General features: G+C 69.3%; 19 protein-coding genes. 8 read left to right on the top strand and 11 right to left on the bottom strand.

Going from position 1 to position 22,608, the window contains the following annotated elements:
* The first annotated feature begins 6 nt into the window (after nucleotides 1-6).
* The 4 genes from IP92_RS05675 (at nucleotide 7) to IP92_RS05660 (ending at nucleotide 4,476) form a co-directional block, all read left to right on the top strand.
* A complete protein-coding gene (locus IP92_RS05675; protein WP_145873565.1) occupies nucleotides 7-927 on the top strand; it encodes a PEP-CTERM sorting domain-containing protein in 921 nt (306 codons plus the stop codon).
* 91 nt (nucleotides 928-1,018) lie between these two features.
* Complete coding sequence (locus IP92_RS05670) at nucleotides 1,019-2,659, top strand: Na+/H+ antiporter (RefSeq protein ID WP_145873564.1); 1,641 nt, start codon at nucleotides 1,019-1,021, stop codon at nucleotides 2,657-2,659.
* A gap of 3 nt (nucleotides 2,660-2,662) precedes the next feature.
* Nucleotides 2,663-3,757: a sensor histidine kinase gene (locus IP92_RS05665; protein WP_145873563.1), complete on the top strand. Its 1,095-nt coding sequence runs from the start codon at nucleotides 2,663-2,665 to the stop codon at nucleotides 3,755-3,757.
* Complete coding sequence (locus tag IP92_RS05660) at nucleotides 3,754-4,476, top strand: LytR/AlgR family response regulator transcription factor (RefSeq protein WP_145873562.1); 723 nt, start codon at nucleotides 3,754-3,756, stop codon at nucleotides 4,474-4,476. Before IP92_RS05665 ends, IP92_RS05660 begins: the two co-directional genes overlap by 4 nt.
* Before the next feature lie 9 nt (nucleotides 4,477-4,485).
* Here the strand turns inward: IP92_RS05660 and IP92_RS05655 are convergent, their stop codons facing one another.
* From IP92_RS05655 to IP92_RS05645, 3 genes are read right to left on the bottom strand one after another with little or no spacing between them, the layout of a single operon-like run.
* Nucleotides 4,486-6,801, bottom strand: a complete 2,316-nt coding sequence (locus IP92_RS05655) for a xanthine dehydrogenase family protein molybdopterin-binding subunit (protein WP_145873561.1) — start codon at nucleotides 6,799-6,801, stop codon at nucleotides 4,486-4,488.
* 9 nt (nucleotides 6,802-6,810) lie between these two features.
* Nucleotides 6,811-7,797, bottom strand: coding sequence for an FAD binding domain-containing protein (locus tag IP92_RS05650; RefSeq protein ID WP_145873560.1), 987 nt, complete (start codon nucleotides 7,795-7,797; stop codon nucleotides 6,811-6,813).
* A complete protein-coding gene (locus tag IP92_RS05645) occupies nucleotides 7,794-8,528 on the bottom strand; it encodes a 2Fe-2S iron-sulfur cluster-binding protein (protein WP_443094143.1) in 735 nt (244 codons plus the stop codon). The genes IP92_RS05650 and IP92_RS05645 overlap by 4 nt, the downstream gene beginning before the upstream one ends.
* 217 nt (nucleotides 8,529-8,745) lie before the next feature.
* Here IP92_RS05645 and IP92_RS05640 point away from each other — a divergent pair, with 217 nt between their 5' ends.
* The 3 genes from IP92_RS05640 to IP92_RS05630 all read left to right on the top strand — a co-directional run bounded on the left by IP92_RS05640 (nucleotide 8,746) and on the right by IP92_RS05630 (nucleotide 11,536).
* Entirely contained in the window at nucleotides 8,746-9,927 is a 1,182-nt protein-coding gene (locus tag IP92_RS05640; protein ID WP_145873558.1) for an acyltransferase family protein, read from the top strand.
* A gap of 275 nt (nucleotides 9,928-10,202) precedes the next feature.
* Nucleotides 10,203-10,883: a type 1 glutamine amidotransferase domain-containing protein gene (locus IP92_RS05635; protein WP_145873557.1), complete on the top strand. Its 681-nt coding sequence runs from the start codon at nucleotides 10,203-10,205 to the stop codon at nucleotides 10,881-10,883.
* A 47-nt stretch (nucleotides 10,884-10,930) separates the two neighbouring features.
* Nucleotides 10,931-11,536: a TetR/AcrR family transcriptional regulator gene (locus tag IP92_RS05630; RefSeq protein WP_145873556.1), complete on the top strand. Its 606-nt coding sequence runs from the start codon at nucleotides 10,931-10,933 to the stop codon at nucleotides 11,534-11,536.
* 18 nt (nucleotides 11,537-11,554) lie between these two features.
* Here the strand turns inward: IP92_RS05630 and IP92_RS05625 are convergent, their stop codons facing one another.
* Nucleotides 11,555-12,484 (bottom strand): GGDEF domain-containing protein, encoded by a 930-nt coding sequence (locus tag IP92_RS05625; protein WP_145873555.1) that lies wholly within the window; start codon nucleotides 12,482-12,484, stop codon nucleotides 11,555-11,557.
* A 56-nt stretch (nucleotides 12,485-12,540) separates the two neighbouring features.
* Nucleotides 12,541-14,928, bottom strand: coding sequence for a penicillin acylase family protein (locus IP92_RS05620; protein ID WP_145873554.1), 2,388 nt, complete (start codon nucleotides 14,926-14,928; stop codon nucleotides 12,541-12,543).
* 161 nt (nucleotides 14,929-15,089) lie between these two features.
* Here IP92_RS05620 and IP92_RS05615 point away from each other — a divergent pair, with 161 nt between their 5' ends.
* Entirely contained in the window at nucleotides 15,090-15,596 is a 507-nt protein-coding gene (locus IP92_RS05615; protein WP_145873553.1) for a GAF domain-containing protein, read from the top strand.
* Between the two features lie 12 nt (nucleotides 15,597-15,608).
* On the opposite strand, the gene IP92_RS05610 is transcribed toward IP92_RS05615, so the two are convergent.
* The 6 genes from IP92_RS05610 to IP92_RS05585 all read right to left on the bottom strand — a co-directional run bounded on the left by IP92_RS05610 (nucleotide 15,609) and on the right by IP92_RS05585 (nucleotide 22,569).
* Nucleotides 15,609-16,523, bottom strand: coding sequence for a pyridoxamine 5'-phosphate oxidase family protein (locus IP92_RS05610; protein ID WP_145873552.1), 915 nt, complete (start codon nucleotides 16,521-16,523; stop codon nucleotides 15,609-15,611).
* A 7-nt stretch (nucleotides 16,524-16,530) separates the two neighbouring features.
* The gene (locus tag IP92_RS05605; protein WP_145873551.1) at nucleotides 16,531-17,139 is read right to left on the bottom strand and encodes a glutathione S-transferase family protein; all 609 of its coding nucleotides are present in this window, start codon (nucleotides 17,137-17,139) and stop codon (nucleotides 16,531-16,533) included.
* A gap of 78 nt (nucleotides 17,140-17,217) precedes the next feature.
* A complete protein-coding gene (locus IP92_RS05600) occupies nucleotides 17,218-18,732 on the bottom strand; it encodes a PAS domain-containing sensor histidine kinase (RefSeq protein ID WP_145873550.1) in 1,515 nt (504 codons plus the stop codon).
* A gap of 78 nt (nucleotides 18,733-18,810) precedes the next feature.
* Nucleotides 18,811-19,995 (bottom strand): esterase-like activity of phytase family protein, encoded by a 1,185-nt coding sequence (locus IP92_RS05595; RefSeq protein WP_145873549.1) that lies wholly within the window; start codon nucleotides 19,993-19,995, stop codon nucleotides 18,811-18,813.
* Between the two features lie 349 nt (nucleotides 19,996-20,344).
* Entirely contained in the window at nucleotides 20,345-21,628 is a 1,284-nt protein-coding gene (locus IP92_RS05590; protein WP_145873548.1) for a DUF3422 family protein, read from the bottom strand.
* Nucleotides 21,628-22,569 (bottom strand): LysR family transcriptional regulator, encoded by a 942-nt coding sequence (locus tag IP92_RS05585; protein WP_145873547.1) that lies wholly within the window; start codon nucleotides 22,567-22,569, stop codon nucleotides 21,628-21,630. The genes IP92_RS05590 and IP92_RS05585 overlap by 1 nt, the downstream gene beginning before the upstream one ends.
* Between the last annotated feature and the right edge of the window lie 39 nt (nucleotides 22,570-22,608).

The raw sequence follows: 22,608 nt of genomic DNA, 5'->3' as shown, positions 1-22,608 counted from the left end.
AGAAAAATGATCGACATCAAGACGCGTCTTCTCGTCGCGGTGGGCGCCGCGACGCTCGGCTGCGGGTCGGCCGGCGCCAGCACGTTCGCCTCGGCGATCCTGGACATCAACAACTTCAAGATCTCGCACGCCAACGGCAGCGTATACAAGAACACGGACTTCACCAAGCTGGTCGGCGTCAACGACGCCCATGCGACGGCGTCGCTGAACAATGTCTTCGCCAGCTCGTCGGCCTACGGGGCACGGCCGGACGTGGTGCACCAGTGCGTCGGCATTCCCTGCCCCGCGTTCGGCGAAAACAACTTCACGCCCTTTGCCGCGACGGCGCCGATGGGCGGCAACTTCGGCTACGCGGACCAGCGCTTCCTGGGCTCGGGCATCTCGATCAATGGCGCCGCGGCCGGCGCCCACTCGCAGACCCGCGCGGACGTGGCCACCGCCTACAACAAGCAGATGGCGACCAGCAATTCGTCGGTAGGCAGCTCGAACACGATGGAGTTCCGCCTCGGCAGCAACGATACGATGACGGTCAGCTTCGACGCCACGCCGTATGCGATGGCCTACCTGTCGCCGGACGGCCGCGCCGTCACGACCGCCAACGCGCGCATCTCGTGGAGCGTGAACATCGTCGACCTGCGCACCGGCCTGTCCGTGTTCACGTTCGCGCCGGCCCAGATCAACGGCATGGCCCAGGTGAGCCGCACGCATGGCCGCACCGGCACGTCGATGTACAACTCGACGAGCGAGTCGTTCGCGCTGCGTGCCACGTCGCCGCTGCTGCTGGCCGGCCGTGATTACCAGATCACCGTGCAGCAGAACACGCTGGTCAGCGCGCAGCAGCAGGAATTGCCGGAGCCGGGCTCGCTGGCCCTGGCCGCCACCGGCCTGGCGGGCATCGTGCTGGTCCGCCGCTCCCGCCGCGCCTGAATCCCCGCCTGCCCGGCCGCGGTGGCCAGCCGCCGCGGCGCCAGCATCTATAATGCGTCGATTCAGTCAACACAAGGAACGACGCGCCCGCATGGATTCAATCGAAATCGTCCTCGCCATGATGCTGGCCGTCGTGGCCAGCGCCTATCTCGTGCGGGTGCTGCCCGTGTCGATCCCGCTACCGCTCGTGCAGATCGGCCTGGGCGCCGCGATCGCCGGCTACACGGGCCATGGCGTGCGCATGGACCCGGAGCTGTTCTTCCTGCTGTTCCTGCCGCCGCTGCTGTTCCTGGACGGCTGGCGCATCCCCAAGAGCGGCCTGTTCCGCGACAAGGGCATCATCCTCGAGCTGGCGTTCGGCCTCGTCGTCTTCACCGTCGTCGGCGCAGGCTTCCTGATCCACTGGCTGATCCCGGCGATGCCGCTGGCCGTGGCGTTCGCGCTGGCCGCGATCGTGTCGCCGACCGACCCGGTCGCCGTGGGCTCGATCGCCGCGCGCGCGCCGATCCCGAAGCGGCTGATGCACATCCTGGAAGGCGAGTCGCTGCTGAACGATGCCAGCGGCCTGGTGTGCTTCCGCTTCGCGATCGCCGCGGCGATGACGGGCAGTTTCTCGCTGACGCAGGCGTCGCTGACGTTCCTGTGGCTGGCACTCGGCGGCATCGCGGCCGGCGTCGGTGTCACACTGCTGATCACGTGGGTGCAGCGCTGGCTGTTCCGCCACTTCGGCGAACCGGCCGGCTCGCCGATCCTCGTCAACCTGCTGATCCCGTTCGGCGCCTACCTGGCGGCCGAGCACCTGCAGGCCTCCGGCATCCTGGCCGCCGTCGCCGCCGGCGTCACGATGAGCTATGTCGAGCTGTCCGGCCAGGTGATGGCGACGACGCGCATCCAGCGCTCGGCCGTGTGGGACACCGTGCAGTTCGCGCTGAATGGCGTGATGTTCGTGCTGCTGGGCGAGCAACTGCCGGACATCATGGAGGGCGCCCGCGTGTCGCTGGACCAGAGCGGCCACCTGAACCCGTGGTGGCTGGTGCTGTACGCGTTCTCGATCACGGGCGGCCTGCTGGCGCTGCGTTTCGTGTGGGTGTGGACGGCCCTGCGCATCACCTTGTACCGCAAGACGCGCCGCGGCGAAGCGGCAGCGCGCCCGCCGTTGCGGCTGCTGCTGGCCACGTCGCTGGCCGGCGCGCGCGGCGCGATCACCCTGGCCGGCGTGATGACGGTGCCGTTGACGTTGCCCACCGGCGCGCCGTTCCCCGCGCGCGACCTGACGATCTTCCTGGCCTCGACGGTGATCCTGCTGTCGCTGGCGGCGGCCGCGCTCGGCCTGCCCCGGCTGCTGGCCGGCATGGACTTCCCCGAAGAGCCGGCCGAGCAGCAGGAGGAAGACCTGGCCCGGCGCGAAGCGGCCAGCGCCGCGATCGCCGCCGTCGAGCGGGCCCAGATGGAACAGCTGCAGGTGGGCGCCGACAGCGACATGTACCCGGAGGCGGCCGCGCGCGTCATCGCGCTGTACCAGCACCGCCTCGACAGCACCGCCGCCACCGACGGCGAGGATGCGGCGCGCTTCCGCAAGCTGGACCAGGCCGAACGCGTGCTGCGCCTGGCCGCGCTGCAGGCCGAACGCCGCATGATCTTCCAGCTGGCGCGCCACGAACACATCTCCGACGAGATCTCCCGCAAGCTGGTGCGCGAGATCGACCTCGTCGAAGCGCGCCACAAGCACTGACGCATGGACGCCGACCTCGCCCGCCGCCGCCTGCACCGGATGATCGCCGCCGCGTGGGCGCTGTTCTGGGTGCTGATGATCGTCACGGCCGTGCAAGACTTCCTGCGCAACGACGAGGGGCCGCTGTGGCACCCGCTGCTGTGGGAGTCGTCGTCCGCGTTCACGGCCACCGTGCTGCTGTTGGCCCAGCGCCGCTTCACGCGCCGCTACGACCACCTGGTGACGCAGCCGCGCGCGTGGTTCGCGCGCCAGGCGCCGTGGCTGCTGGTGTACTGGATCGGCTTCGTGCCGATCGCGTTCGGCATCCGCCACGGCGTGTACGCGCTGGCCGGCGAAACGTATCCGCACGGCGCATGGCTGCCCGTGTTCATCTACGAGGACGTGAAGATCACGATCTTCTTCGCTATCTTCGTCGTCGTCACGTTCGGCGTGCTGTCGTGGCAGGTGCTGCAGGCCGAGCGGCTGCGCGCGGAGCAGATGGCCACGCAACTGCGCACGGCGCAACTGCAACAGCTGACGCAGCAGATGCAGCCGCACTTCCTGTTCAACGCGTTGAACACGATCGCCGCCACGATGCACGAGGACGTGGAGCGCGCCGATGCGCTGCTGATGCGGCTGTCCGACCTGCTGCGCACGGCGCTGACGGCCGGCGCGCGCCAGCAGGTGCCGCTGGCCGACGAGCTGCGCCTGCTGCGCGCCTACGCCGACCTGATGGCGGAACGCTTTGCCGACCGCGTCGTCATCGACTGGCAGGTGGAGCACGGCCTGGATACATACCTGGTGCCGGCGATGTGCCTGCAGCCGCTGCTGGAAAACGTGTTTTGCCACACGGTCGAGCGGCGCCGCGATGCGGTCCGCATCGTCGTCACGGCGCGGTGCGACGGCACCCGGCTGCTGCTGGCGGTGGCCGACGATGCCGGCAGCCTGGCTGCGCCGCCGCCGGCCGGCAGCGCCGGCATCGCGCTGGCCAACCTGCGCGCACGCCTGCACGCGCTGCATGGCGCTGCCGCCACGCTGACGTTGACGCAGCTGGCACCGGCCGGCGTGCGCGCCGCGCTGGCCCTGCCGCTGTCCCTGCCGCGGATGGAGAACGCATGAACATCCTGATCGTCGACGACGAACGGCCGGCGCGCGAGCGCTTGCGCCGGCTGCTGGCGCAAGCGCCGGGCATCGGTACCGTCGACGAGGCGCGCGACGGCTGGGAGGCACTGGCGAAGGTGGCGGCGCACCCGCCCGATGCGCTGCTGCTGGACATCCAGATGCCGGAGATCGGCGGCCTCGAAGTGGCCGCTTCGCTGCCCGAGCCGAAGCCGCTCATCGTGTTCGTGACAGCGTTCGACGAATACGCGGTGCGCGCGTTCGATGCGAACGCGGTGGACTACCTGTTGAAACCGTGCGACGCGGAGCGGCTGGCGCGGGCGCTGATGAAACTGCGGGAGCGCCTGGCGGCGCGTCAGGTGACATCATCGTTGCCGCACCTCGGCCCGCTGCGCCAGCTGCTCGTCACCGAACGGGGCGTCACGCGCATCGTCAAGGTGGCCGACGTGCGCTGGCTGGAGACGGCCGACAACTACGTGGCGCTGCATGCTGGCGGCCAGGCGCCGCTGCTGCGCCAGACGCTGGCCAACCTGCTCGACACGCTCGGCCCCGCATTCGTGCGCTGCCACCGGCGCGCCGCCGTGCACCTGCCATGGGTCGACCGGATCAATGCCAACGACAAGGGCGACGGCACCGTGGTGCTGACCGATGGCGGCACGGTGCCGCTGAGCCGCCAGTACCGCCCGGCGCTGCTGGCGGCACTGGCGGCGCGCGCCTGAGCTTCTGCTTCAGCCGAGCAGCTTGTCGAGCGTGATCGGCAGTTCGCGGACCCGTACCCCGCACGCGTTGTAGATCGCGTTGGCCACCGCCGCGGCGGTGCCGGTGATGCCGATCTCGCCGATGCCGCGCGCCCCGGCCGGCGCGTGCGGGTCGGGGATGTCCGTCCACATCACGTCGATCGCCGGCACGTCCAGGTGCGCCGGCACGTGGTAGTCGGCCAGGTTCGGGTTCATGATGCGGCCATTGCGCTCGTCGAACAGCGTCTCCTCCATCAGCGCCATACCCAGGCCCATGATCATGCCGCCGCGGAACTGGCTCGCGGCCGTCTTCGCGTTCAGGATGCGGCCGCAATCGAAGGAACCCAGCAGGCGCGTCACGCGCGGCTCGCCCGTCACCGTGTTGACGCGCGCCTCGCAGAAGATCGCGCCCGTCGAATGCATCGACCAGTGGCGCGTTTCCAGCGGCGGCGGCGCCTGGCCGATCACCTCCAGCGCATCCTTGCCGGCGCGTGCCAGCAGCTCGGCATAGCTGGCGCGGCGGGCCGGGTCGTCCGCCTTGCACAGCGCGCCGTCGACGCCGCGCACCTCGTCGAAGTGCAGGCCTTCGACCAAGGTGCCTTGCCCGCCCAGGCGCAGCAGGTCCGTGAACAGCGCATCCAGCGCCGCCACGACGGCGCGGCCGATCGACGCCGTCTGCTGCGAGCCGCCGGCCAACACCGTGCCGGGCAGCGCCGAGTCGCCGTACGTCACCGTCACGTGTTCCAGCGGCACGCCGAGCCGGGCCGCGACCACCTGCGCGTTGACGGTGGCCGTGCCCATGCCCATCTCGTGCGCGGCCACGTCCACCCTCACCCGGGCATCGCGCGTGATCGAGATACGTGCCGCGCCGCCTGGCATCCGGTAGTACGGGTAGGTGGCGGTGGCACAGCCCAGGCCGACGAGCCACTCGCCTTCCTGGCGCATGCGCGGCTGGCCGTGGCGCTGGTCCCAGCCGAAGCGCTCCGCGCCCATCCGGTACGCTTCCACCAGATGGTGCGACGAGAACGGGCGCCCCGTCGTCGGGTCCTTGTCCGGGTCGTTGCGGCGGCGCAGTTCGACGGGATCGACGCGCAGCTGTTCCGCCAGCTCGTCGATCGCGCACTCCAGCGCGAACGAGCCGACCGCTTCGCCGGGCGCGCGCATGAACGTATTGGCCAGCATGTTCATCCGCACCGCCTGCACGTCCAGCTCGAAGGTGCCGGCCGCGTACAGCGAGCGGGCCGGCATGATGAACGGTTCCGGCATATTGTTCTGCGGCGTCATCGCCACCGTGCCCGTCTGGATCAGCGCCGTGAAGCGGCCGGCTTCGTCGGCGCCGATCGCCACCCGCTGCTCCGTCAGCGTACGGCCGCCCACGACGCGGTAGACGCCTTCGCGCGACAGCATGATGCGCACCGGCCGGCCCGCCAGTTTCGCGGCCGCCGCCGCCAGCACCTGGTGCTGCCAAAGCGTCTTGCCGCCGAAGCCGCCGCCGACAAACGGCGACGTGACGCGCACCTGCTCTTCCTTCAGCCCGAACACCTGGGCCAGCGACCACGCCGCGTGCGCCACCGCCTGCGTGGCGTCGTGGATGCGCAGCTCGTCGCCATGCCATGCCACCGTGGCGGCATGCAATTCGATCGCGTTGTGGTTCAGCATTGGCGTGTGGTAGACGGCATCGACCCGGTACGGCGACGCCGCCAGCGCGGCTTGCGCGTCGCCGCTGGCCACGTGCTGCGGTTCGCCCTGGAAGGCGGTCGGCTCGGCACCGCGCGCCTTCGCGGCGGCCAGCGACGTCACCGCGCTTTCCTCATCGTACGTGATGCGGACCAGCGACTTCGCATGGTCGGCCTGCTCCTGCGTCTCGGCCAGCACCAGCGCCACCGGCTGGCCGTTCCAGTGCACGGTATCGTCCTGGAACACGGGCAGCGAGTCGCCGCCGGCCGCCTTCGGCTGGGAGAGGAACATCGGCACCGCCTTCATGCGCGGCGCGTTCCGGTGCGTCATGACCAGCACGACGCCGGGCGCACGCTCCGCCTCGGTGGTGTCGAGCGTGGCGATGCGCCCTTTCGGGATCGTGCTGTAGACGAGGGCCGCATATGTCATCGCTTCGAGCGGAAACTCCGCCGCGAACGGCGCGGCGCCCTTCACCTTCAACGCACCGTCGACGCGTGAGACAGGCGCACCGATCAACTCGTGCTTTTCACCGATCAGCGGATCGGGCACGCCACCGGGGATCAACGCATCCGGCGCCAGTTCGACGGCCTTCTGCATGGCCCCCTGTACGGCTTTCTGCAATATGCTCATCGCGGCTCCTCATGAACGGGTGTCGACGAGCCCGGACAGCACGGCAACGATGCTGCGCCGGGCCAGGTCGACCTTGAATGCGTTGTCGCGCAGCGGGCGCGCGTCGGCCAGTTCCGCCGCGGCGGCCGCATCGAACAGTTCCAGCGTGGCGGGCCGGCCCTTCAGCATGCGCTCGGCCGTCCAGGCGCGCCACGGCTTGTGCGCGACGCCACCCAGCGCCATCCGCACGTCGCGCACGACGCCGTCCCGCACGTCGAGCGCGGCGGCCACCGACACCAATGCGAACGCATAGCTGGCGCGGTCGCGCACCTTGCGGTAGGCCGAGCGTGCCGCGAACGCCAGCGCCGGCACTTCGACAGCCGTGATCAGCTCACCCGGCTGCAGCACGGTCTCCCGCTCCGGATGATCCTCCGGGAGCAGGTGGAAGTCCGTCAGCGGTACGATGCGGTTGCCCGCGGTGCCCTGCAGGTGCACGACGGCATCCAGCGCCGCCAGCGCGACAGCCATGTCGGACGGATGGGTGGCGACGCAGTGCTCGGACGCGCCGAGGATCGCGTGCATGCGGTTGAAGCCCTCCAGCGCATCGCAGCCCTGCCCCGGCTCGCGCTTGTTGCAGCGCGCGCCGTCGTTGTCGTAGAAGTAGCCGCAGCGGGTGCGTTGCAGCAGGTTGCCGCCCACCGTCGCCATGTTGCGGATCTGCGCCGAGGCGCCCGCCGTGATCGCGCGCGTCAGCACCGGGAAGCGCGTGCGCACGGCGCGGTGTTCAGCAACGGCCGTGTTCTTCGCGGCCGCGCCGATCAGCAGGCTGCCGTCGGCGCGTTCGTCGATGGTGGTGGACAAGCCCGTCACGTCGACCAGCGCGGCCGGGTGTTCCACCGTCTCGCGCATCAGGTCGACGAGGTTGGTGCCGCCGCCCAGGTATTTCGAGCCGGGCGCGGCGCCGCGCGCCACCGCGTCCTGCGGATCGTTCGCGCGGACAAAGGTAAATGGCGTCATCGCGGCTCCTTCCCTTGCGGTGCGGCGGCCGCCTGGGTTACCGTCTCCGCGATGGCATCGACGATGCCGTTGTAGGCGCCGCAGCGGCACAGGTTGCCGCTCATCCGTTCGCGGATTTCATCGTGGCTGAGCGCGACCGCATCGGCGGCCAGGTCTTCCGTCACGTAGCTGGGCACGCCGCGCCGCAGCTCGGCAGCCATGCCCAGCGCGGAACACAACTGGCCGGGCGTGCAGTAGCCGCACTGGAAGCCGTCATGTTCGATGAACGCCTGCTGCAGCGGATGCAGCGCGCCGTCGGCGGCAAGGCCTTCGACGGACGTGATCGCGCGTCCTTCGTATTGGACGGCAAGGGCGAGGCAGGACAGGATGCGCTGCTCGCCGTCGACGAGCACGGTGCAGGCGCCGCACGCGCCCTGGTTGCATCCCTTCTTGGTACCGCTCAGGTGCAGTTGCTCGCGCAGCAGGTCGAGCAACGACACGCGCGGGTCTGATGGCAATGGCACCGCGGCGCCATTGATGGTGATGGTGGCTGACATCGGCAAGTCCTTTCGAGTTTCAGGTGGCAAGGATTTGTGACCGTCCGGCGAAGAACAACGACGAAGTGTAGGACCACGAAAACGTTTGCGGCGCCACGTTGCGCGCGGGATGAAGCTCGACTGCGTGCATGCCGCTGAGCGAGAGCCAGACCCAGCGGCAGAGGCCGGGGTCAGGGGAGGAGCGAAGGCTTGCAAGCCTTCGCCGCTCCGCCGGCAAGGAGCGGTGCTCCTTGAAACCCCGGCTACGCCCCCAGGGTCTGCACTTGGGTTTCGCTTTACGCCGTCAACCCTTTGCGTTCTGCCGCGCCGGTGACGCCGGCTCGCCCCACTGCGCTCCGCCTCGCCCCACGCCGCTCGCCCTCGCGCGAAGGCGACCGTACGCTGGGCGCATCGTCAACACGGAGACCTCATCATGCACAACAACGAACGCCTGTATTTCCTGGACTGGATCCGCATCTGCGCCTTCTTCCTGCTGATCCTGTACCACACGGGCATGTATTACGTGACGTGGGACTGGCACGTGAAAAGCCCGCAGGCCGGCCATGCGATCGAACCGCTGATGCTGCTGTCGTCGCCATGGCGGCTGTCGCTGCTGTTCTTCGTGTCGGGCGTCGCTTCCGCCTTCCTGGCCCGCAAACTGCCGGCGGGCCGCTTCCTGCGCCAGCGCAGCGGCCGGCTGCTGCTGCCGCTGCTGTTCGGCATGCTGGTCATCGTGCCGCCGCAGCCGTACTTCGAAGTGGTGGAAAAGCTCGGCTATGCAGGCAGCTACGGCGACTTCATGGGCCTGTACCTGCGCGCCTACCACGGCTTCTGCAAGGACGGCCATTGCCTCGACCTGCCGACCTGGAACCACCTGTGGTTCGTGGCCTACCTGTGGGTGTACACGCTGGTGCTGGCCGCACTGCTGGCCAGTATCGGCAGCGCGCGGATCGCGGCCGTGGGCACGCGGCTGGCGCGGCTGCTGACGGGCTGGAAGGCCATCGTACTGCCCGCCGCGCTGCTGGGCCTCGTGCGCATCGCGCTCAAGCCCTACTTTGAAGAGACGCACGCCCTGGTGGACGACTGGTTCAACCACGCCACCTACCTGCCGCTGTTCCTCGCCGGCGCCGCGCTGGCGGGGCAGCGGGCGTTCTGGCGCGAGCTGGAAACGCTGCGCTTCGCGGCGCTCGGCATCGCGCTGGCCTGCTGGGCCGCGCTGGTCACGTATCACTGGCAGCCGGAAGCGGTGCAGACGTGGACGACGGCCGCGCGCGCCGTCTGGGCCCTGTGCCAGTGGTGCGCGATCGTCGCCGTCTGCGGCTTCGGCCACCGCCACCTGGGCTTCGACAGCGCCAAGCGGCGCTACCTGACGCAGGCCGTGTTCCCCGTCTACATCGCGCACCAGACCCTGATCGTGTGCTTCTCGCGCCTGCTACGCACGGCCGCGCTGCCGCCGGCCGTCGAAGGCCTGGTGCTGGTCGTGCTGACGTTGACGGCCAGCTTCGGCATCTTCGAGGTGGTGCGCCGCGTGCCGCTGCTGCGGCCGTGGTTCGGCCTGAAGCGGGACGAGGTGCCCGAGACTGCAGCCGTTCCCGCACCGCGCGCCGCCGCCTGAGCCCGAACCCGGCACCGGCATCGCCCCGCCCGCCACGTCGATCGTCGCGTGGCGGGCTACGTGCCGCTGCCGGCTCGGCGTTCGATGCCCCGCACGACCTCCCCTGGATTTGTGAAAACAAAAGTAATTCGAAAAAAGTCCTAGACGACCGGTCTACTCAGTGTTATCGTGTGCCCATCGATGCAGAGAAACCGCTCCGCACCGGACTACCGGCCCGCCGTGCTCGGACCAATGCGAGACGACCGGTCTAATAAAACCTCACTTGGAGTCACGCCATGAAAAAAGTCCTGATGGTCCTCACCTCACACGATCAACTCGGCAACACCGGCCGCAAGACCGGCTTCTGGCTCGAAGAGCTGGCCGCTCCCTACTATGCGTTCAAGGATGCCGGCGCCGACGTCGTGCTGGCCTCGCCGCTGGGCGGGCAGCCGCCGCTGGACCCGAAGAGCAATGAACCGTCGTTCCAGACAGACCTGACGCGCCGCTTCGAGCTTGACGCCGCCGCGAACGCCCAGCTGGCGAACACGCTGCGCCTGGACAGCGTGAACCAGGCCGACTTCGACACGGTGTTCTACCCGGGCGGCCACGGCCCGCTGTGGGACCTGGCCGAAGACCGGCACTCGATCGCGCTGATCGAGTCGTTCGTGGCGGCTGGCAAGCCCGTCGCCCTCGTCTGCCACGCCCCCGGCGTGCTGCGCCACGTGAAGACGCCGGCCGGCCGGCCGCTGGTCGAAGGGAAGAAGGTTACCGGCTTCACGAATACGGAAGAGGAAGCCGTGGGCCTGACGAACGTCGTGCCGTTCCTCGTCGAGGATGAGCTGAAGGCCAAGGGCGGCGTGTATTCCAGCGGCCCTGACTGGGGCTCGTACGTCGTGCGCGACGGCTTGCTGATCACCGGCCAGAACCCGGCCTCGTCCGCCGAAGCCGCCGCGCTGCTGCTGGCGCAACTGGCCTGACGCCGGCGGGCCTAGACGACTGGTCTAGTCAACTGTATAGTGCCCGCATGGCTAAAGCACGCACCAACGAAACATCCGACGTCCGCGACAACATCCTGGCGGTGGGCCAACGCATCATGGCCGGCAAGGGTTTCTCGGCCGTCGGATTGAACGAGATCCTGACGGAAGCAAAGGTGCCGAAAGGCTCCTTCTACCATTATTTCGCGTCGAAGGATGCGTTCGGCGAGGCGCTGCTGGCACACTACTTCGACGACTACCTGGCGGACGTGGATGCCATCCTCGACCGGCCCGGACGGCCGATGGCCCAACGGCTGCTGGAGTACTTCGACATGTGGCGCGCCAACCAGTCCTTCCTCGATTGCCAGGGCAAGTGCCTGGCGGTGAAGCTGGCCGCGGAAGTGGCGGACCTGTCCGAGGCGATGCGCGCCGTGCTGAACGAGGGTACGTCGGCGATCGTCGACAGGCTCACGGCGGCGATCGAAGGCGGCGTCGACGACGGCTCACTGGCGGTCGACGACGCGCCGCGCCAGGTGGCGCAAAGCCTGTACCAGCTGTGGCTGGGCGCCAGCGTGATGGTCAAGATCGCGCGCGGTCCCGCACCGTTCGAATCGGCGCTGGCGGTCACGCGCCACATGCTGCACCTGCGCGGCTAGGCCCGCGGCCCCGCCTGCTCAGTTCAGCACTTTGCGGCTGCGCTTGGCCCTGACCATCTCGGCATCGGCCATCGCGAACGCTTCCTCCAGGTCGTAGCCCGGTTTGCGCATCGCCATGCCCAGCGATGCGCGCACGTCGGCGGCCGCCAGGGTTTCCTGCACGCGCATCAGCATCGCCTGCGCGTCGAAGTAATCGCATTCGACCATCAGCATCGCGAACTCGTCGCCACCGAGGCGGGCGACCACGTCGGTGCCGCGGGTGACCTGTTCCAGCGCGCGGCCGGAGCGCATCAGCAGCGCGTCGCCGGCGGATTTGCCCTGCGTATCGTTGATGAATTTCAGGTCGTCCAGATCGATCGACACGACGCAGGCCGAATGGCCGTAGCGGCTGCAGCGCTCCTCTTCGCGGGCCAGCAGCATGTCCCAGCCGCGCCGGTTCACGAGGCCCGTCAGCGGGTCGCGCGTCGCGTCCACTTCGGCGCGGTCGGCCTGGCGCGACGCCGTGCCGGCATCCAGCTCGGCATTGAGGATGCGCGACAGCAGGTCACCCAGCAGCGCCACCGTTTCCAATTCTTCGCGGATCTCCAGCGGCTGCGGTTGCGGGTCGATGCCGCACAGCGTGCCGAACAGCGAGCCGTCGCTGCGGCGCAGCGGCACGCCCACGTAAGCCGCGGTCGGCAGCCGGTCGGCCAGCGGGGCCTGCGCATAGGCCGCGACATCGCGGGTGGACGGCGCGATATTCGGGCCGTGGCCCAGCGCCATGCGGGAACAGATCGTGTCGGTCCAGCGGAACGACTGGCCGGGCGTCACGCCGTAGCCGGCGTCGTCCGCGAACAGCACGATCCAGTCGTCGCCCTCCGTCCGCGTCACCATCCACAGTTTGAAGCCGAGCCGGCGCCGCAGAAAGGCCATCGTCGCCTGCGCCGCGGCTGCGAAATCATTGATCATGCACGCCTCTCAGGTTGTTCGATGCCCCGCCATTATGCACCGAAAGGGCGTGCGGATCACGGCGCGAAGGCTAGCGTGTGCTGGGTCGGCCCGGCCAGCAGCGGGGTCATGCGGCCGTTTACCCAGTCCGCGTGACCGGCAAGGAAGTACGGCGACAGCGGGTGCCCGCTCTGCCCGCCCGGCATATTGAAGATGCCCTGCTCTTCCTTGCCCGGCGAGACGGTCAGCCGTTCCGACTGGCCGAACGTCTTGCCCGCCACGCGCGGCATATTGGAATCGCCCGGCAGCGGATCGGCCGGGACACTCAACCATTTGCGCAGCGCCGGCACGGCGGACGCGATCGGGTGGGCGATGGCGGCCGTGTTGAACGCGCCCCACGTGGCGGCGGCCAGCGGCTTGCCGTCCAGCGTCAGGTCCGCCAGCGTACGGTCCAGCGCCGCCAGCTGCAGGTCGCGCCAGCTGGCGTACTGGCGGGGCAGCCACGCTGCCGGCTGTTCGTCCAGCAGCCGCGCCACCACTTCCGGCCAGCGCTTGTCGGCCAGCACGACGCTGCCGCCGAACTCCTTCATCTGCGCGTTCGCACCGCCGTACAGCAGGTCGTGCAACGCCCACATGAAGCCGCGCGAGATGCGGTAGGCGGTCGAATCGACGCTGGCATGCCCCGTCCAGTTGGTGCGCAGCAGCCGGGCGGCTTCGGCGCGCTTCGGGTCGGCCTGCACGGCCGCGCCATCGAGCACGGCCAGCGCACGCTCGCGCCAGCGCGCCTGGAACAGCGCGCGGTCGTCCAGCATCACGCCGTACACGCCCTTCTCGTCCGTGCGCGGGCCGAGCGCCGTCAGCGCATCGCGCGCCTGGCGCGTCCGTGCACCGAGGTCGTAGCCGCCGTCGCCCAGCAGTTCGGCACCTTTGCCCACCAGTTGCCGGCTGTTCGCCGTCAAGAGCTGGCCGGCGGCCGGGTTGACGATGCGCGGGTACTCGCCCGGCTGCAGCCAGCCCTGCCAGCCGGCGGCGGCGTCGGCCAGCGGATAGGTCGCAGCGGCGCCGGGGTGGGCACGGCGCGGCAGCGGGCCGGCGATCGTCCAGCCGATATTGCCGGCGGCATCGCCGGCCACGAAGTTCTGCGCCGGGATGCCGGCCCCGTTCGCGACGGCCAGCGCTTCGTCGACCGTGTTGGTGCCTTCCAGACGGCGCAGGTTGGTGTTGATCAGCGTGGGCTCATGGGCGATCCAGTGCAGTGCATAGGTCCGCCCGGCCACGTCGAACAGCGGGCCTTGCGACGTGTCGCGCACCGTCAGCGTCTCGGCCGGCGCGCCCTTGACGAGGATCGTCTCGCGGTGCACGGCCGGCGTTTCCCATTTGTCGAACACGCGCACCTGGCCCGGGTGGCCGGCATCGGTGGCGACGGGCACCAGGTCCTGGAAGTCGCCATAGCTGTTCGTGAAGCCCCACGCCACGTGGCCGTTACTGCCGACGATGACGAACGGCGTGCCGGGCAACGTGACGCCGACGATGCGGCGCGTGCTGCCGTTGCCGTCCGGGACCTGCAGCTGCGCGCGATACCACGTGTTCGGCAGCTTGATCCCCAGGTGCATATCGTCCGATACGATGGCGCCGCCGCCGGCGCTGCGCCCGCCGGCGACGGCCCAGTTGTTGCTGCCGATATCGCTGGAAAACTCCGTGACGGCGAGCAGCGCCGCGTCGCGCGGGCTCGGTTGGCCCCACCACGACGGCGGCGTCGCCGGCAGCGGCGCCGGTTCGAGCGGCGCGTCGTGCGCGTCCAGCGGCGCATCCCAGCGCGACAGCGGCGGCAGCAGGAACGCCAGTTGCTCGCCCGTCGTGTGCTCGCGCAGCCAGCCCCGCGACAGCTCGCGCGGCGCGCCATTGCCCTGCAGGTCCAGGTACATCGCCCAGATCGCCAGCAGGCTGTCGTGCGCCGACCAGGAGCGCGGCGCCGCGCCTACCAGCGCGTATTCGAACGGCCGCGTGCCGAGCGCGTTCAAGCCGTCGTTGACGCCCGCCGCATAGCGCTCCAGCAGCGCGCGGTCGTCCGCCGGCAGCTGCGCATAGGCCGCGGCGGCGCGTGCCCGGAAGCGGTGCAGCCGGTGCTCGCGATCGAGCGGCAGCGCCTTCGCGCCGAACAGCTCGGCGAGTTCGCCGGCCGCCACGCGGCGCAGCAGGTCCATCTGGAAGTAGCGGTCCTGCGCGTGCACGAAGCCGGTCGCATACGCCACGTCGAGGCGGTCGCCGCCGGCGATCGCGGGGATGCCCAGCGCGTCGCGCTGCACCGTCACATTGCCGTGCAGGCCGGGCGCAGTGCGCTTGCCATCCAGCTGGGCGAGGCTGCCGCGCAGGAAGAACCAGATCGCCAGCACCACCACTGCCACCAGGACCAGCAGGCCCCACCCGATGCGCCGGGCCCAGCGGCCCTTGCGTCCTGCATGCATGCGTCTCTCCGCGAAGTTACTCTGCGGCGCATCTTGCCAGAAAACCAAACCGAACGGGAGCAAAAAAATGTAAGCATACCGACCCGGCGTGGTAGAGTGGACAGGCCCTTGTTTCACTGCTGCGGCGCGCGCCGGACCGGATCGCGCCCTGGATGAACCTCATGCTCGTACCACCGACACCCGATAACGAGGCCGCCCGGCTCGCCGCGCTGTACGCGCTGCTGATGCTCGATTCGCCGCCGGAAGAACGCTTCGACCGCATCGTCGAATTCGCCGCGCGGGAATTCGACGTGCCGATCTCGCTGATCACGCTGCTGGACGACGACCGCCAGTGGTTCAAGGCCGCCATCGGCATGGGCGGCACGTGCCAGAGCAGCCGCGACATCTCGTTCTGCGGCCACACGATCCTGAAGAACGAGATCATGGTGATCCCCGATGCGCACGCCGATCCCCGCTTCGCCGACAACCCGCTGGTAACGGGCGCGCCGCACATCCGCTTCTACGCGGGCGCGCCGCTGGTGCTGCCCTCCGGTTACGCGGTGGGCAGCCTGTGCGTCATCGACACGGCGCCGCGCACGCTTGCCGGCGTGCAGCTGGCGATCCTGTCCACGCTGCGCCACCTCGCCGTGAAGGAGCTCACGACGCGCGTGCAGACCGCCAGCGCCTGACCCGCGCCGGCATCACGGCCCGGTCCAGCGCAGCGGCAACGCGCCGGCCCGCCACACCACACGCTGCGGCGTGAACGTCCACAGCCTTTCCGCACCCGGCGGCATGCCCGGCGCATCGAGCAGCACCTGCGCCGCGCCGGTCATCTGCAGCAGATGGCCGTTGGCGAAGTCCGGGAACACCAGCCCGGCCTTCCCGTTCGACAGCAGGTTGCCCAGCGTGGCGAAGAACTTGTTGCCCGCATAATCGGGGATAACGAGCGTGCCGTCGTCCAGCACGCGCACGAAGCCCGGCATGCCGCCGCGGTGCGAGACGTCGACCCGCCTGCCCTCGTCCGTATCGGCATAACTGGCCACGAAGAACGTGCCGCTGGCCGCGACCAGCGCGCGGGCGCGCGCGTCGAGCGTGGTGCCGGTCTCGGGCTGCGCCGGCGCGGCCGGTGCGCTGCGCCACTGCCGCACGTGGATGTATTGCGGGCAGTTGCCGAACGACTCGGCCACGTCGATCCGCGCGCCGCTGCTTGCGTTGTCATCGCCGCGATGCAGCGTGCCGTTCATCCGGTTGCGCCGGCGCGTATGCAGCTCGATGCCGAGCAGGCCGACCGGCGCACCGTCGCCCAGACCCGCGTCGGCCGGATCGTCGGCGTCGCGCGGCAGGTCGATCGCCAGCGTGTGCGGGTCGGGCGAGTGCATGAAGCCGGGCGCGCCGGCGCGCAACGTCGCCCACGCCGCACCGGCAGCATCGACGGCGCCCAGCACGACGAACGGCAGCTGTGCGAAAAAGTCGCGGTGCTGGTCCGGCATGTGGTCGCGCACGACCTTGCGGCCGACCAGGTCCATCTTTTCCGCGACGCCGATGGCGCGTTGCAGCGCCACCTCGCCGGGGTGCCACGGGCTGGCCGTGTGGGTACCGCTGCTCGGCGTGCTCATGGCATGCTCACGCGGCCAGGCCGATCGGCGTGCGGGCAAACGGCACGAAGCCCGGCAGCGCCTCGACGCGCTCCAGCCACGCGCGCACGTTCCCGTACGGTGCCAGGTCGACGTTGCCCTCGGGGGCGCGCGCCACATAGGCGTACAGCGACACGTCGGCCATCGTCGGCGTATCCGTCGCGAGCCAGGCGTGCTCCGCCAGGTGGGCGTCGAGGAGGCCCAGCAGACGGTGGCCGCGGGCGATCATCGGTGCGGGATCGTCGGGGCGGCCGAACAGCTCCACGATGCGGGCGGCCGCCACGCCGAACGCCACTTCGCCGGCGGCGACGGACAGCCAGCGCTGCACGGCGGCCGCGGCCAGCGGCTGTTCCGGCAGCCACGCGGGACCGTAGCGCTTGGCCAGGTACACGAGGATCGCGTTCGAGTCGGCGATGTAATGGCCGTCGTCCTCCAGCACGGGGATCTGCCCGAACGGATTGATGGCCAGGAAGGCCGGCGACTTCTGCTCGGCTTGCGTGACGTCGACGTGCACGAGCTCGCAGGAAAGGCCCAGCATCGACACGAACGTGTGGACGCGGTGGACGTGGCCGGACAGCGGGTGGTGGTACAGTTTCATCGTGACTCCCTCGTGTTTGGTGAGAGGCCATTGTGCCGGCCCGCGCCACCGAAGAGAATCACCGCCGGCTGCAATCCGCTATTGCGCCACGCGCAATGGCGGCGCGCACTGCTCCAGCGCGAACGGCAGGCGCAAGGTGAACACGCTGCCCTCGCCAAACGTGCTGCGCACGCCGATGCGCGCGCCGATCAGCGCCGCCAGCCGCTCGGACAGGTGCAGCCCCAGCCCGGTGCCCTCGAACTGCCGGGTGGTGCCCTGGTCCAGCTGCGTGAACGGCTTGAACAGCAGGCCCAGTTTTTCGCGCTCGATGCCGATGCCCGTGTCGACCACGGCGATCAGCACGGCCGGATCGGTGCCCTCGTCGATCGAGACCTCGACCCGCACCTCGCCCTTCTCGGTGAACTTGATCGCATTGTTCAGCAGGTTGATGACGATCTGCTGCACGGCGCGCCGGTCGGTGCACACGGTCAGGTCGCCCTCGGCCTGGCGCACGTTCAGCCCCAGCCCCTTCTGATGGGCCAGCGGCGCGAACATGGCCGTCACGTCCTGCACCAGCCGGCGGCAATCGAACAGCTCCTTGTTCAACTCCACCTTGCCCGAGGCGATCTTGGTGATGTCGAGGATGTCGTTGATCAGCGAAAGCAGGTGGCGCGCGCTGGACTGGATCGTGCGCAGCTGGCGCTCCTGCTCGTCGTTGACGGGCCCCGGCAACTGCATCAGCAACGTGCCGGTAAAGCCGATGATGGCGTTCAGCGGCGTGCGCAGCTCGTGCGACATCGACGACAGGAAGCGGTCCTTGGCCAGGTTCGCATCGGCCAGCTCGGCGTTCTTTTCCTGCAACGCGTGCTCGATGCGCTTGCGCTCCGTGATGTCGCGCACGGCGCTCATCACCAGCATGCCCTCGTCGGTATGCAGCGGCGACAGGCTGATCTCGACGGGGAATTCGCTGCCGTCGCGGCGCAGCCCGTACAGTTCGCGGCCGATTCCCATCGGCCGCTGCGTCGGCGCCAGCGTGTAGGCGATCTGGTGGCCGACGTGCGAGCCGCGGTAGCGTTCCGGCATCAACACTTCGAGCAGGGCGCCACGCAAGCCGCCGGGCGGATAGCCGAACAGCTCGTCCGCCTGCGGGTTCGCCAGCACGATGCGGCCCGCCGCGTTGGCGATGATGATCGCGTCCGGCATCGAGGCCAGCAAGGTGCCGAAGCGCGCATGGACGAGCGCCGCGTCGCGCATCACGCGCAGCGATGTGACGTCCTTCTTCGTCCACAGGATGTAGTCGACCTGGCCGGTCGGGCCGCGCACGGCCTTGCTGGAACTGTCGATGTAGATCAGCGTGCCGTCTTTGGTGCGGCGCATCGACTCGTAGTTGGCGGCGCCGCTGGCGAGCGTGTCGGCGATGATCGCCAGCTCGGCATCTTCCATCTGCGGCGGCACGATCAGCTCGGCGAGCGTGCGGCCGACGGCTTCCCCGGCCGTGTAGCCGAACACGCCGGCGGCGCCGCGCGTCCAGTACAGCACGGTGCCGTCGGTCGTGGTGACGATCACGGCATCCGGCGTCTCGTCCAGTATCAGCTTGCCGAAATCGGTGTCCATCGTCGTTGCCCAAAGCCTGTCGCCTGAGGGGCAAGGATACGCACTTTCGGCAAAGCGCCGAGCACGGCACGTGGGGCGTCAGGGGCGCGGATCAGAGACGTGAGGCGGCAGTACTTCGAACAACAGCAGCTGGGTGACCTGGTTCTTGCTGAAGTTATCGTCCGTGACGAACAGCAGGGTGGCATGACCGTTCGGCAGTTGCGGACCGAAGCCGAACGCCTCGACGTTGTCGAGCACGGGCAGGCCCAGCGTGTTGAAGTCGAGGACGAGGCGCTTGGCCACCGGCGCGACGGCGGCCCCCGCCAGTGCGGGCAGCGTGGCGACGTCGGTGGCGCCGCGCACGTCCGCTTCGTAGAGCCGGATGTAGTTGCGGTAGCTGCCGTCCTCGCCCTGCACGGCCGAGCGTTCGAGCACCAGCAGCGTGTGCGGGCCGGTCGCCGTGATCTCGGAGATGCCGTTGTCGGCGGGCTTGCCGTCGCCCGGCGTCGCGGGGATCGGATCGACCGGATACGCATACTGCGCGAGGACCCGGCCGGCGCGGTCGACGTGCGTGATGCGCGCCAGCGCGCCATGCTGCGGCGTCGGCAGCGGGCCGTCCTCGTACAGCGGGGCCTCCATCGCCACCCACAGGCTGGCACCGTCCGGCGCGAACGCCAGGCCCTCGAACGCGAGGTTGTTGCGCACGCCCCGCTCCGCGTCCGGATGGACCTTGAACATCGGCGGCAGCGGCAGCTCGGCGCGCAGCGCACCATCGGCGCCCGCCTGCCGGACGAACGGATCGAGGCCGAGGCGGCGGTCGCCTTCGCTGGAATACCAGATGCTGCCGTCGCGCGGATCGACGCGCACCGACTCGATGTCGGCCACGACACCGCCGGCGACGGCCTGGCGTTTGACGTCCGGGTACGTGCTGCCGTCGCCCTGCCGGAAATAGTGCACGTCGGTCAGCGTGACGGCGTCGAACGACGTGGGCGTGAAGCGCAGCGTGGCGCGATAGAAGCGCGCCGGATCGAACGACGAGCGGTCGTCGCTGACGAACACCCAATCGCCGCGACGCGCGTCGTAATCGACACCGGAGATGCCGCCGACGGTGGTGCCGGCAAAGCGCGTCTTCAACGCGATGCGCTGCTCGCCGATGAAGCGCAGCGCAGCCACGTCGCGCGTATCGGCACGACGATCGGAATGGCCGGGATGCCCGGCCACGGAGCAAGCGGCCAGCAAGCCCGCAACGCCAACGGCCCCCGCCAGCCTGGTGAAACTCTTCATGAAAACCCGTCGTATTGTTGAGCAAACCCCCGCCATTATGCCCGATGGCGCCGCACAACGTCGCGCCCCCACAACAGGGGACTGTCCCTCATTTTTGGAAATATTTCCCAAATTCGGGGACAGTCCCCCGTTGTTTAGCAACCAGCTCATCAATGCCCGATCCGCCGCGCTTCACTCTGCGAGCCCGCTCGTCAGGTCGCATATTGTGGCCCTGACGCGACAGGGGACTGTCCCTCGTTTTTGGAAATATTTCCAGAATTGAGGGACAGTCCCCGATTTTGGGAAATGTTTCCTGAAGTCGGCCGGTCCGCCGAAGCGGGCTGGCCTCGAATCCGGGCAACAACGGGGATCAGCCGTGGTGCAGCCGCTTGTGCATGTTGCGCAGCGTGAGCCAGACGGCGGCGGCGACGAGGGGGACGGCGGCGCCGATCAGCGCGTCCGCGTTGGGCACCCAGCCCAGCACTTTCGCGCCCTTGATCGAGTAACCCAGGAGGCCCACGACGTAGTACGAGATCGCCGCCACCGACAAGCCTTCGACGGCTTGCTGCAGCCGTAGCTGCTGGGCGGCGCGGGCGTTCAGCGATTGCAGGATCTGCCGGTTCTGCGCTTCCTGCACGATGCCGACGCGGGTGCGCAGCAGGTCGTTGCTGTTGGCGATGCGGCGTGCCAGCGCTTCCTGGCGCGCGGCCACCGCCTCGCACGTGCTCATCGCCGGGGCCAGGCGCCGTTCCATGAATTCGGCGACGGTCGGCACGCCTTCGATGCGCTCTTCGCGCAGCTCGTCGATGCGGGCGTTGACCAACCTGAAGTAGGCCTTCGAGGCCGCGAAGCGGTAGCTGTTATCGAGCGACAGTTTCTCGATACGCGCCGCCAGGTGCGTGATCCGCTCCAGCAGCGCCTGTTCGGACGTGTCGTCCGACGACGACAGCAGCGCCTCGGTGGCCTGCGCCAGTTCCTTCTCGACGGCGTTCAGCTCCGGCACCGCGCGCTGCGCCGCCGGCAGGCCGTACAGCGCCACCATCCGGTACGTCTCGATCTCCAGCACGCGCTGCACCAGGCGGCCGGCCTGCTGCTCGCGCATCGCCACGTCGTTGACGACGAAGCGCGAGAAGCCATCCGCGCCGATCGCGAAGTCCGAACATACTTCGCCGCCCTGCATCACGCGGCTGGCGGCCAGCGACACGCCTTCGAACAGCTCGTGCACAGGCGCGTGCTCGGTGGCGCCGCCCTTGCGCAGCAGGACGTGGGCCGCGACGAGCACCCTGCCCTGCAGCGCCAGCAGCCATTGCTGCGGCACGTGCTCGATCGGCATGCGCGTGAAGTCCTCCGCCTCGGCCCGTTCGGCGAACGTGTACGTGGCGAACTCCGAATGCAGCTCCCACTTCAGCCGGAAGCGGCCGAAGTCGTGCTGGAAGTGGCTGGCGTCGCGCGCCGGGGCCGCCGCGCCGAAGTGCGCGCACAGGTTCGTCAGCAGCTCGTGCTGGGCCTCGGCGTTGTTGCCCCGCCCATGGCCGAACACGGCGATATGCGACAGCCGCTCCGGCGCGCGCAGCTTCAGGAACGGCCGCGAATGCAGCTCGGCGGCCAGCGCCACGCGTTGCGGGTGATTCAGGCTGGAGAACACGAAGGCCATCAGTACACCTCCTTCGCCGCGCTGCGCACCGCGGCCAGCAGCAGGTTCGCGCCCGGCGACAGCAGGTGATCCTGCTGGCGGATGATGCCGAAGGCGTCCATCTTGAACGGCAGCTCGATCGGCAGGATCGTCAGCACGTTCAGCGACTGGTAGTAGCGCGCCACGTCCACCGGCATCACGTGCAAGGTATCGGTCTGCTGCAGCAGCGCCGTGATCAGGAGCAGCGCCGTCGTATCGACGGTGTTCGCCGGCGGCTCCAGCCCCGCGCGGCGGAACATCATGTCGACGCGGTGGCGCAGGATGCCGCCCTGCGGCGGCAGCACCCACGGGTAGCCGGCCAGGTCCTTCAACGTCAGGCCCTGCGCCTTCTCCAGCGGGTGGCCGATGCGCGCGACGGCACATGCCGGCTCCTCGGTCAGCTCCTCGTAGATCAGGCGCGAACTGTTGTCGCGCTCCAGGATGCGGCCGATCATGAAGTCGAGCGTGCCCCGCTCCAGCATGTCCAGCAGCGTGTTGGACGGTTCCAGCTGCACGCCGATGCGCAGCAGCGGCGCCTGCTGCTTGACGCGCGCGATCGCCTTCGGCAGCAGCGACATCGCCGGCGTCATGATGACGCCCACCTCCACCTGCCCGACAAGGCCGGACTTCAGCGCCAGCACGTCGTCATGCGCCAGCGACAGGCTGGTGAGCGCCATGCGCGCATGGCGGATCATCGTTTCGCCGAACAGCGTGGGCTCCATGCCGCGCGGCAGGCGCTCGAAGAGCTTCACGTCCAGCATCTCTTCGAGGTCCTTGATCTGCTTGCTCGCCGCCGGCTGCGTCATGTGCAGCGCCTCGGCGGCGCGGTGGATGTTGCGCTGTTCGTCCAGCGCGATCAACAACAGCAGCTGGCGCGTCTTCAGCCTGGCGCGCAGGAACCAGTTGGGATTGAGTGTGTCCATCGGCAAATCATATCATTGCCGAGCAAACCGCAAGCCACC

Origin of the sequence: Pseudoduganella flava (assembly GCF_007830495.1) — a bacterium.
Classification (GTDB): Bacteria; Pseudomonadota; Gammaproteobacteria; order Burkholderiales; family Burkholderiaceae_D; genus Rugamonas; species Rugamonas flava.
The sequence above is the reverse complement of the archived record's forward strand: the minus strand, read 5'-3'. Positions and strand labels throughout refer to the sequence as shown.

Excerpts from the sequence above, each read along its gene's own strand:
- IP92_RS05600 (WP_145873550.1), bottom strand. The coding sequence starts at position 18,732 with ATGGACACCGATTTCGGCAAGCTGATACTGGACGAGACGCCGGATGCC.
- IP92_RS05605 (WP_145873551.1), bottom strand. The coding sequence starts at position 17,139 with ATGAAACTGTACCACCACCCGCTGTCCGGCCACGTCCACCGCGTCCAC.
- IP92_RS05625 (WP_145873555.1), bottom strand. The coding sequence starts at position 12,484 with ATGATCAATGATTTCGCAGCCGCGGCGCAGGCGACGATGGCCTTTCTG.
- IP92_RS05640 (WP_145873558.1), top strand. The coding sequence starts at position 8,746 with ATGCACAACAACGAACGCCTGTATTTCCTGGACTGGATCCGCATCTGC.
- IP92_RS05610 (WP_145873552.1), bottom strand. The coding sequence starts at position 16,523 with ATGAGCACGCCGAGCAGCGGTACCCACACGGCCAGCCCGTGGCACCCC.
- IP92_RS05635 (WP_145873557.1), top strand. The coding sequence starts at position 10,203 with ATGAAAAAAGTCCTGATGGTCCTCACCTCACACGATCAACTCGGCAAC.
- IP92_RS05675 (WP_145873565.1), top strand. The coding sequence starts at position 7 with ATGATCGACATCAAGACGCGTCTTCTCGTCGCGGTGGGCGCCGCGACG.
- IP92_RS05620 (WP_145873554.1), bottom strand. The coding sequence starts at position 14,928 with ATGCATGCAGGACGCAAGGGCCGCTGGGCCCGGCGCATCGGGTGGGGC.
- IP92_RS05670 (WP_145873564.1), top strand. The coding sequence starts at position 1,019 with ATGGATTCAATCGAAATCGTCCTCGCCATGATGCTGGCCGTCGTGGCC.
- IP92_RS05585 (WP_145873547.1), bottom strand. The coding sequence starts at position 22,569 with ATGGACACACTCAATCCCAACTGGTTCCTGCGCGCCAGGCTGAAGACG.
- IP92_RS05590 (WP_145873548.1), bottom strand. The coding sequence starts at position 21,628 with ATGGCCTTCGTGTTCTCCAGCCTGAATCACCCGCAACGCGTGGCGCTG.
- IP92_RS05655 (WP_145873561.1), bottom strand. The coding sequence starts at position 6,801 with ATGAGCATATTGCAGAAAGCCGTACAGGGGGCCATGCAGAAGGCCGTC.
- IP92_RS05615 (WP_145873553.1), top strand. The coding sequence starts at position 15,090 with ATGCTCGTACCACCGACACCCGATAACGAGGCCGCCCGGCTCGCCGCG.
- IP92_RS05630 (WP_145873556.1), top strand. The coding sequence starts at position 10,931 with ATGGCTAAAGCACGCACCAACGAAACATCCGACGTCCGCGACAACATC.
- IP92_RS05660 (WP_145873562.1), top strand. The coding sequence starts at position 3,754 with ATGAACATCCTGATCGTCGACGACGAACGGCCGGCGCGCGAGCGCTTG.
- IP92_RS05595 (WP_145873549.1), bottom strand. The coding sequence starts at position 19,995 with ATGAAGAGTTTCACCAGGCTGGCGGGGGCCGTTGGCGTTGCGGGCTTG.
- IP92_RS05650 (WP_145873560.1), bottom strand. The coding sequence starts at position 7,797 with ATGACGCCATTTACCTTTGTCCGCGCGAACGATCCGCAGGACGCGGTG.
- IP92_RS05665 (WP_145873563.1), top strand. The coding sequence starts at position 2,663 with ATGGACGCCGACCTCGCCCGCCGCCGCCTGCACCGGATGATCGCCGCC.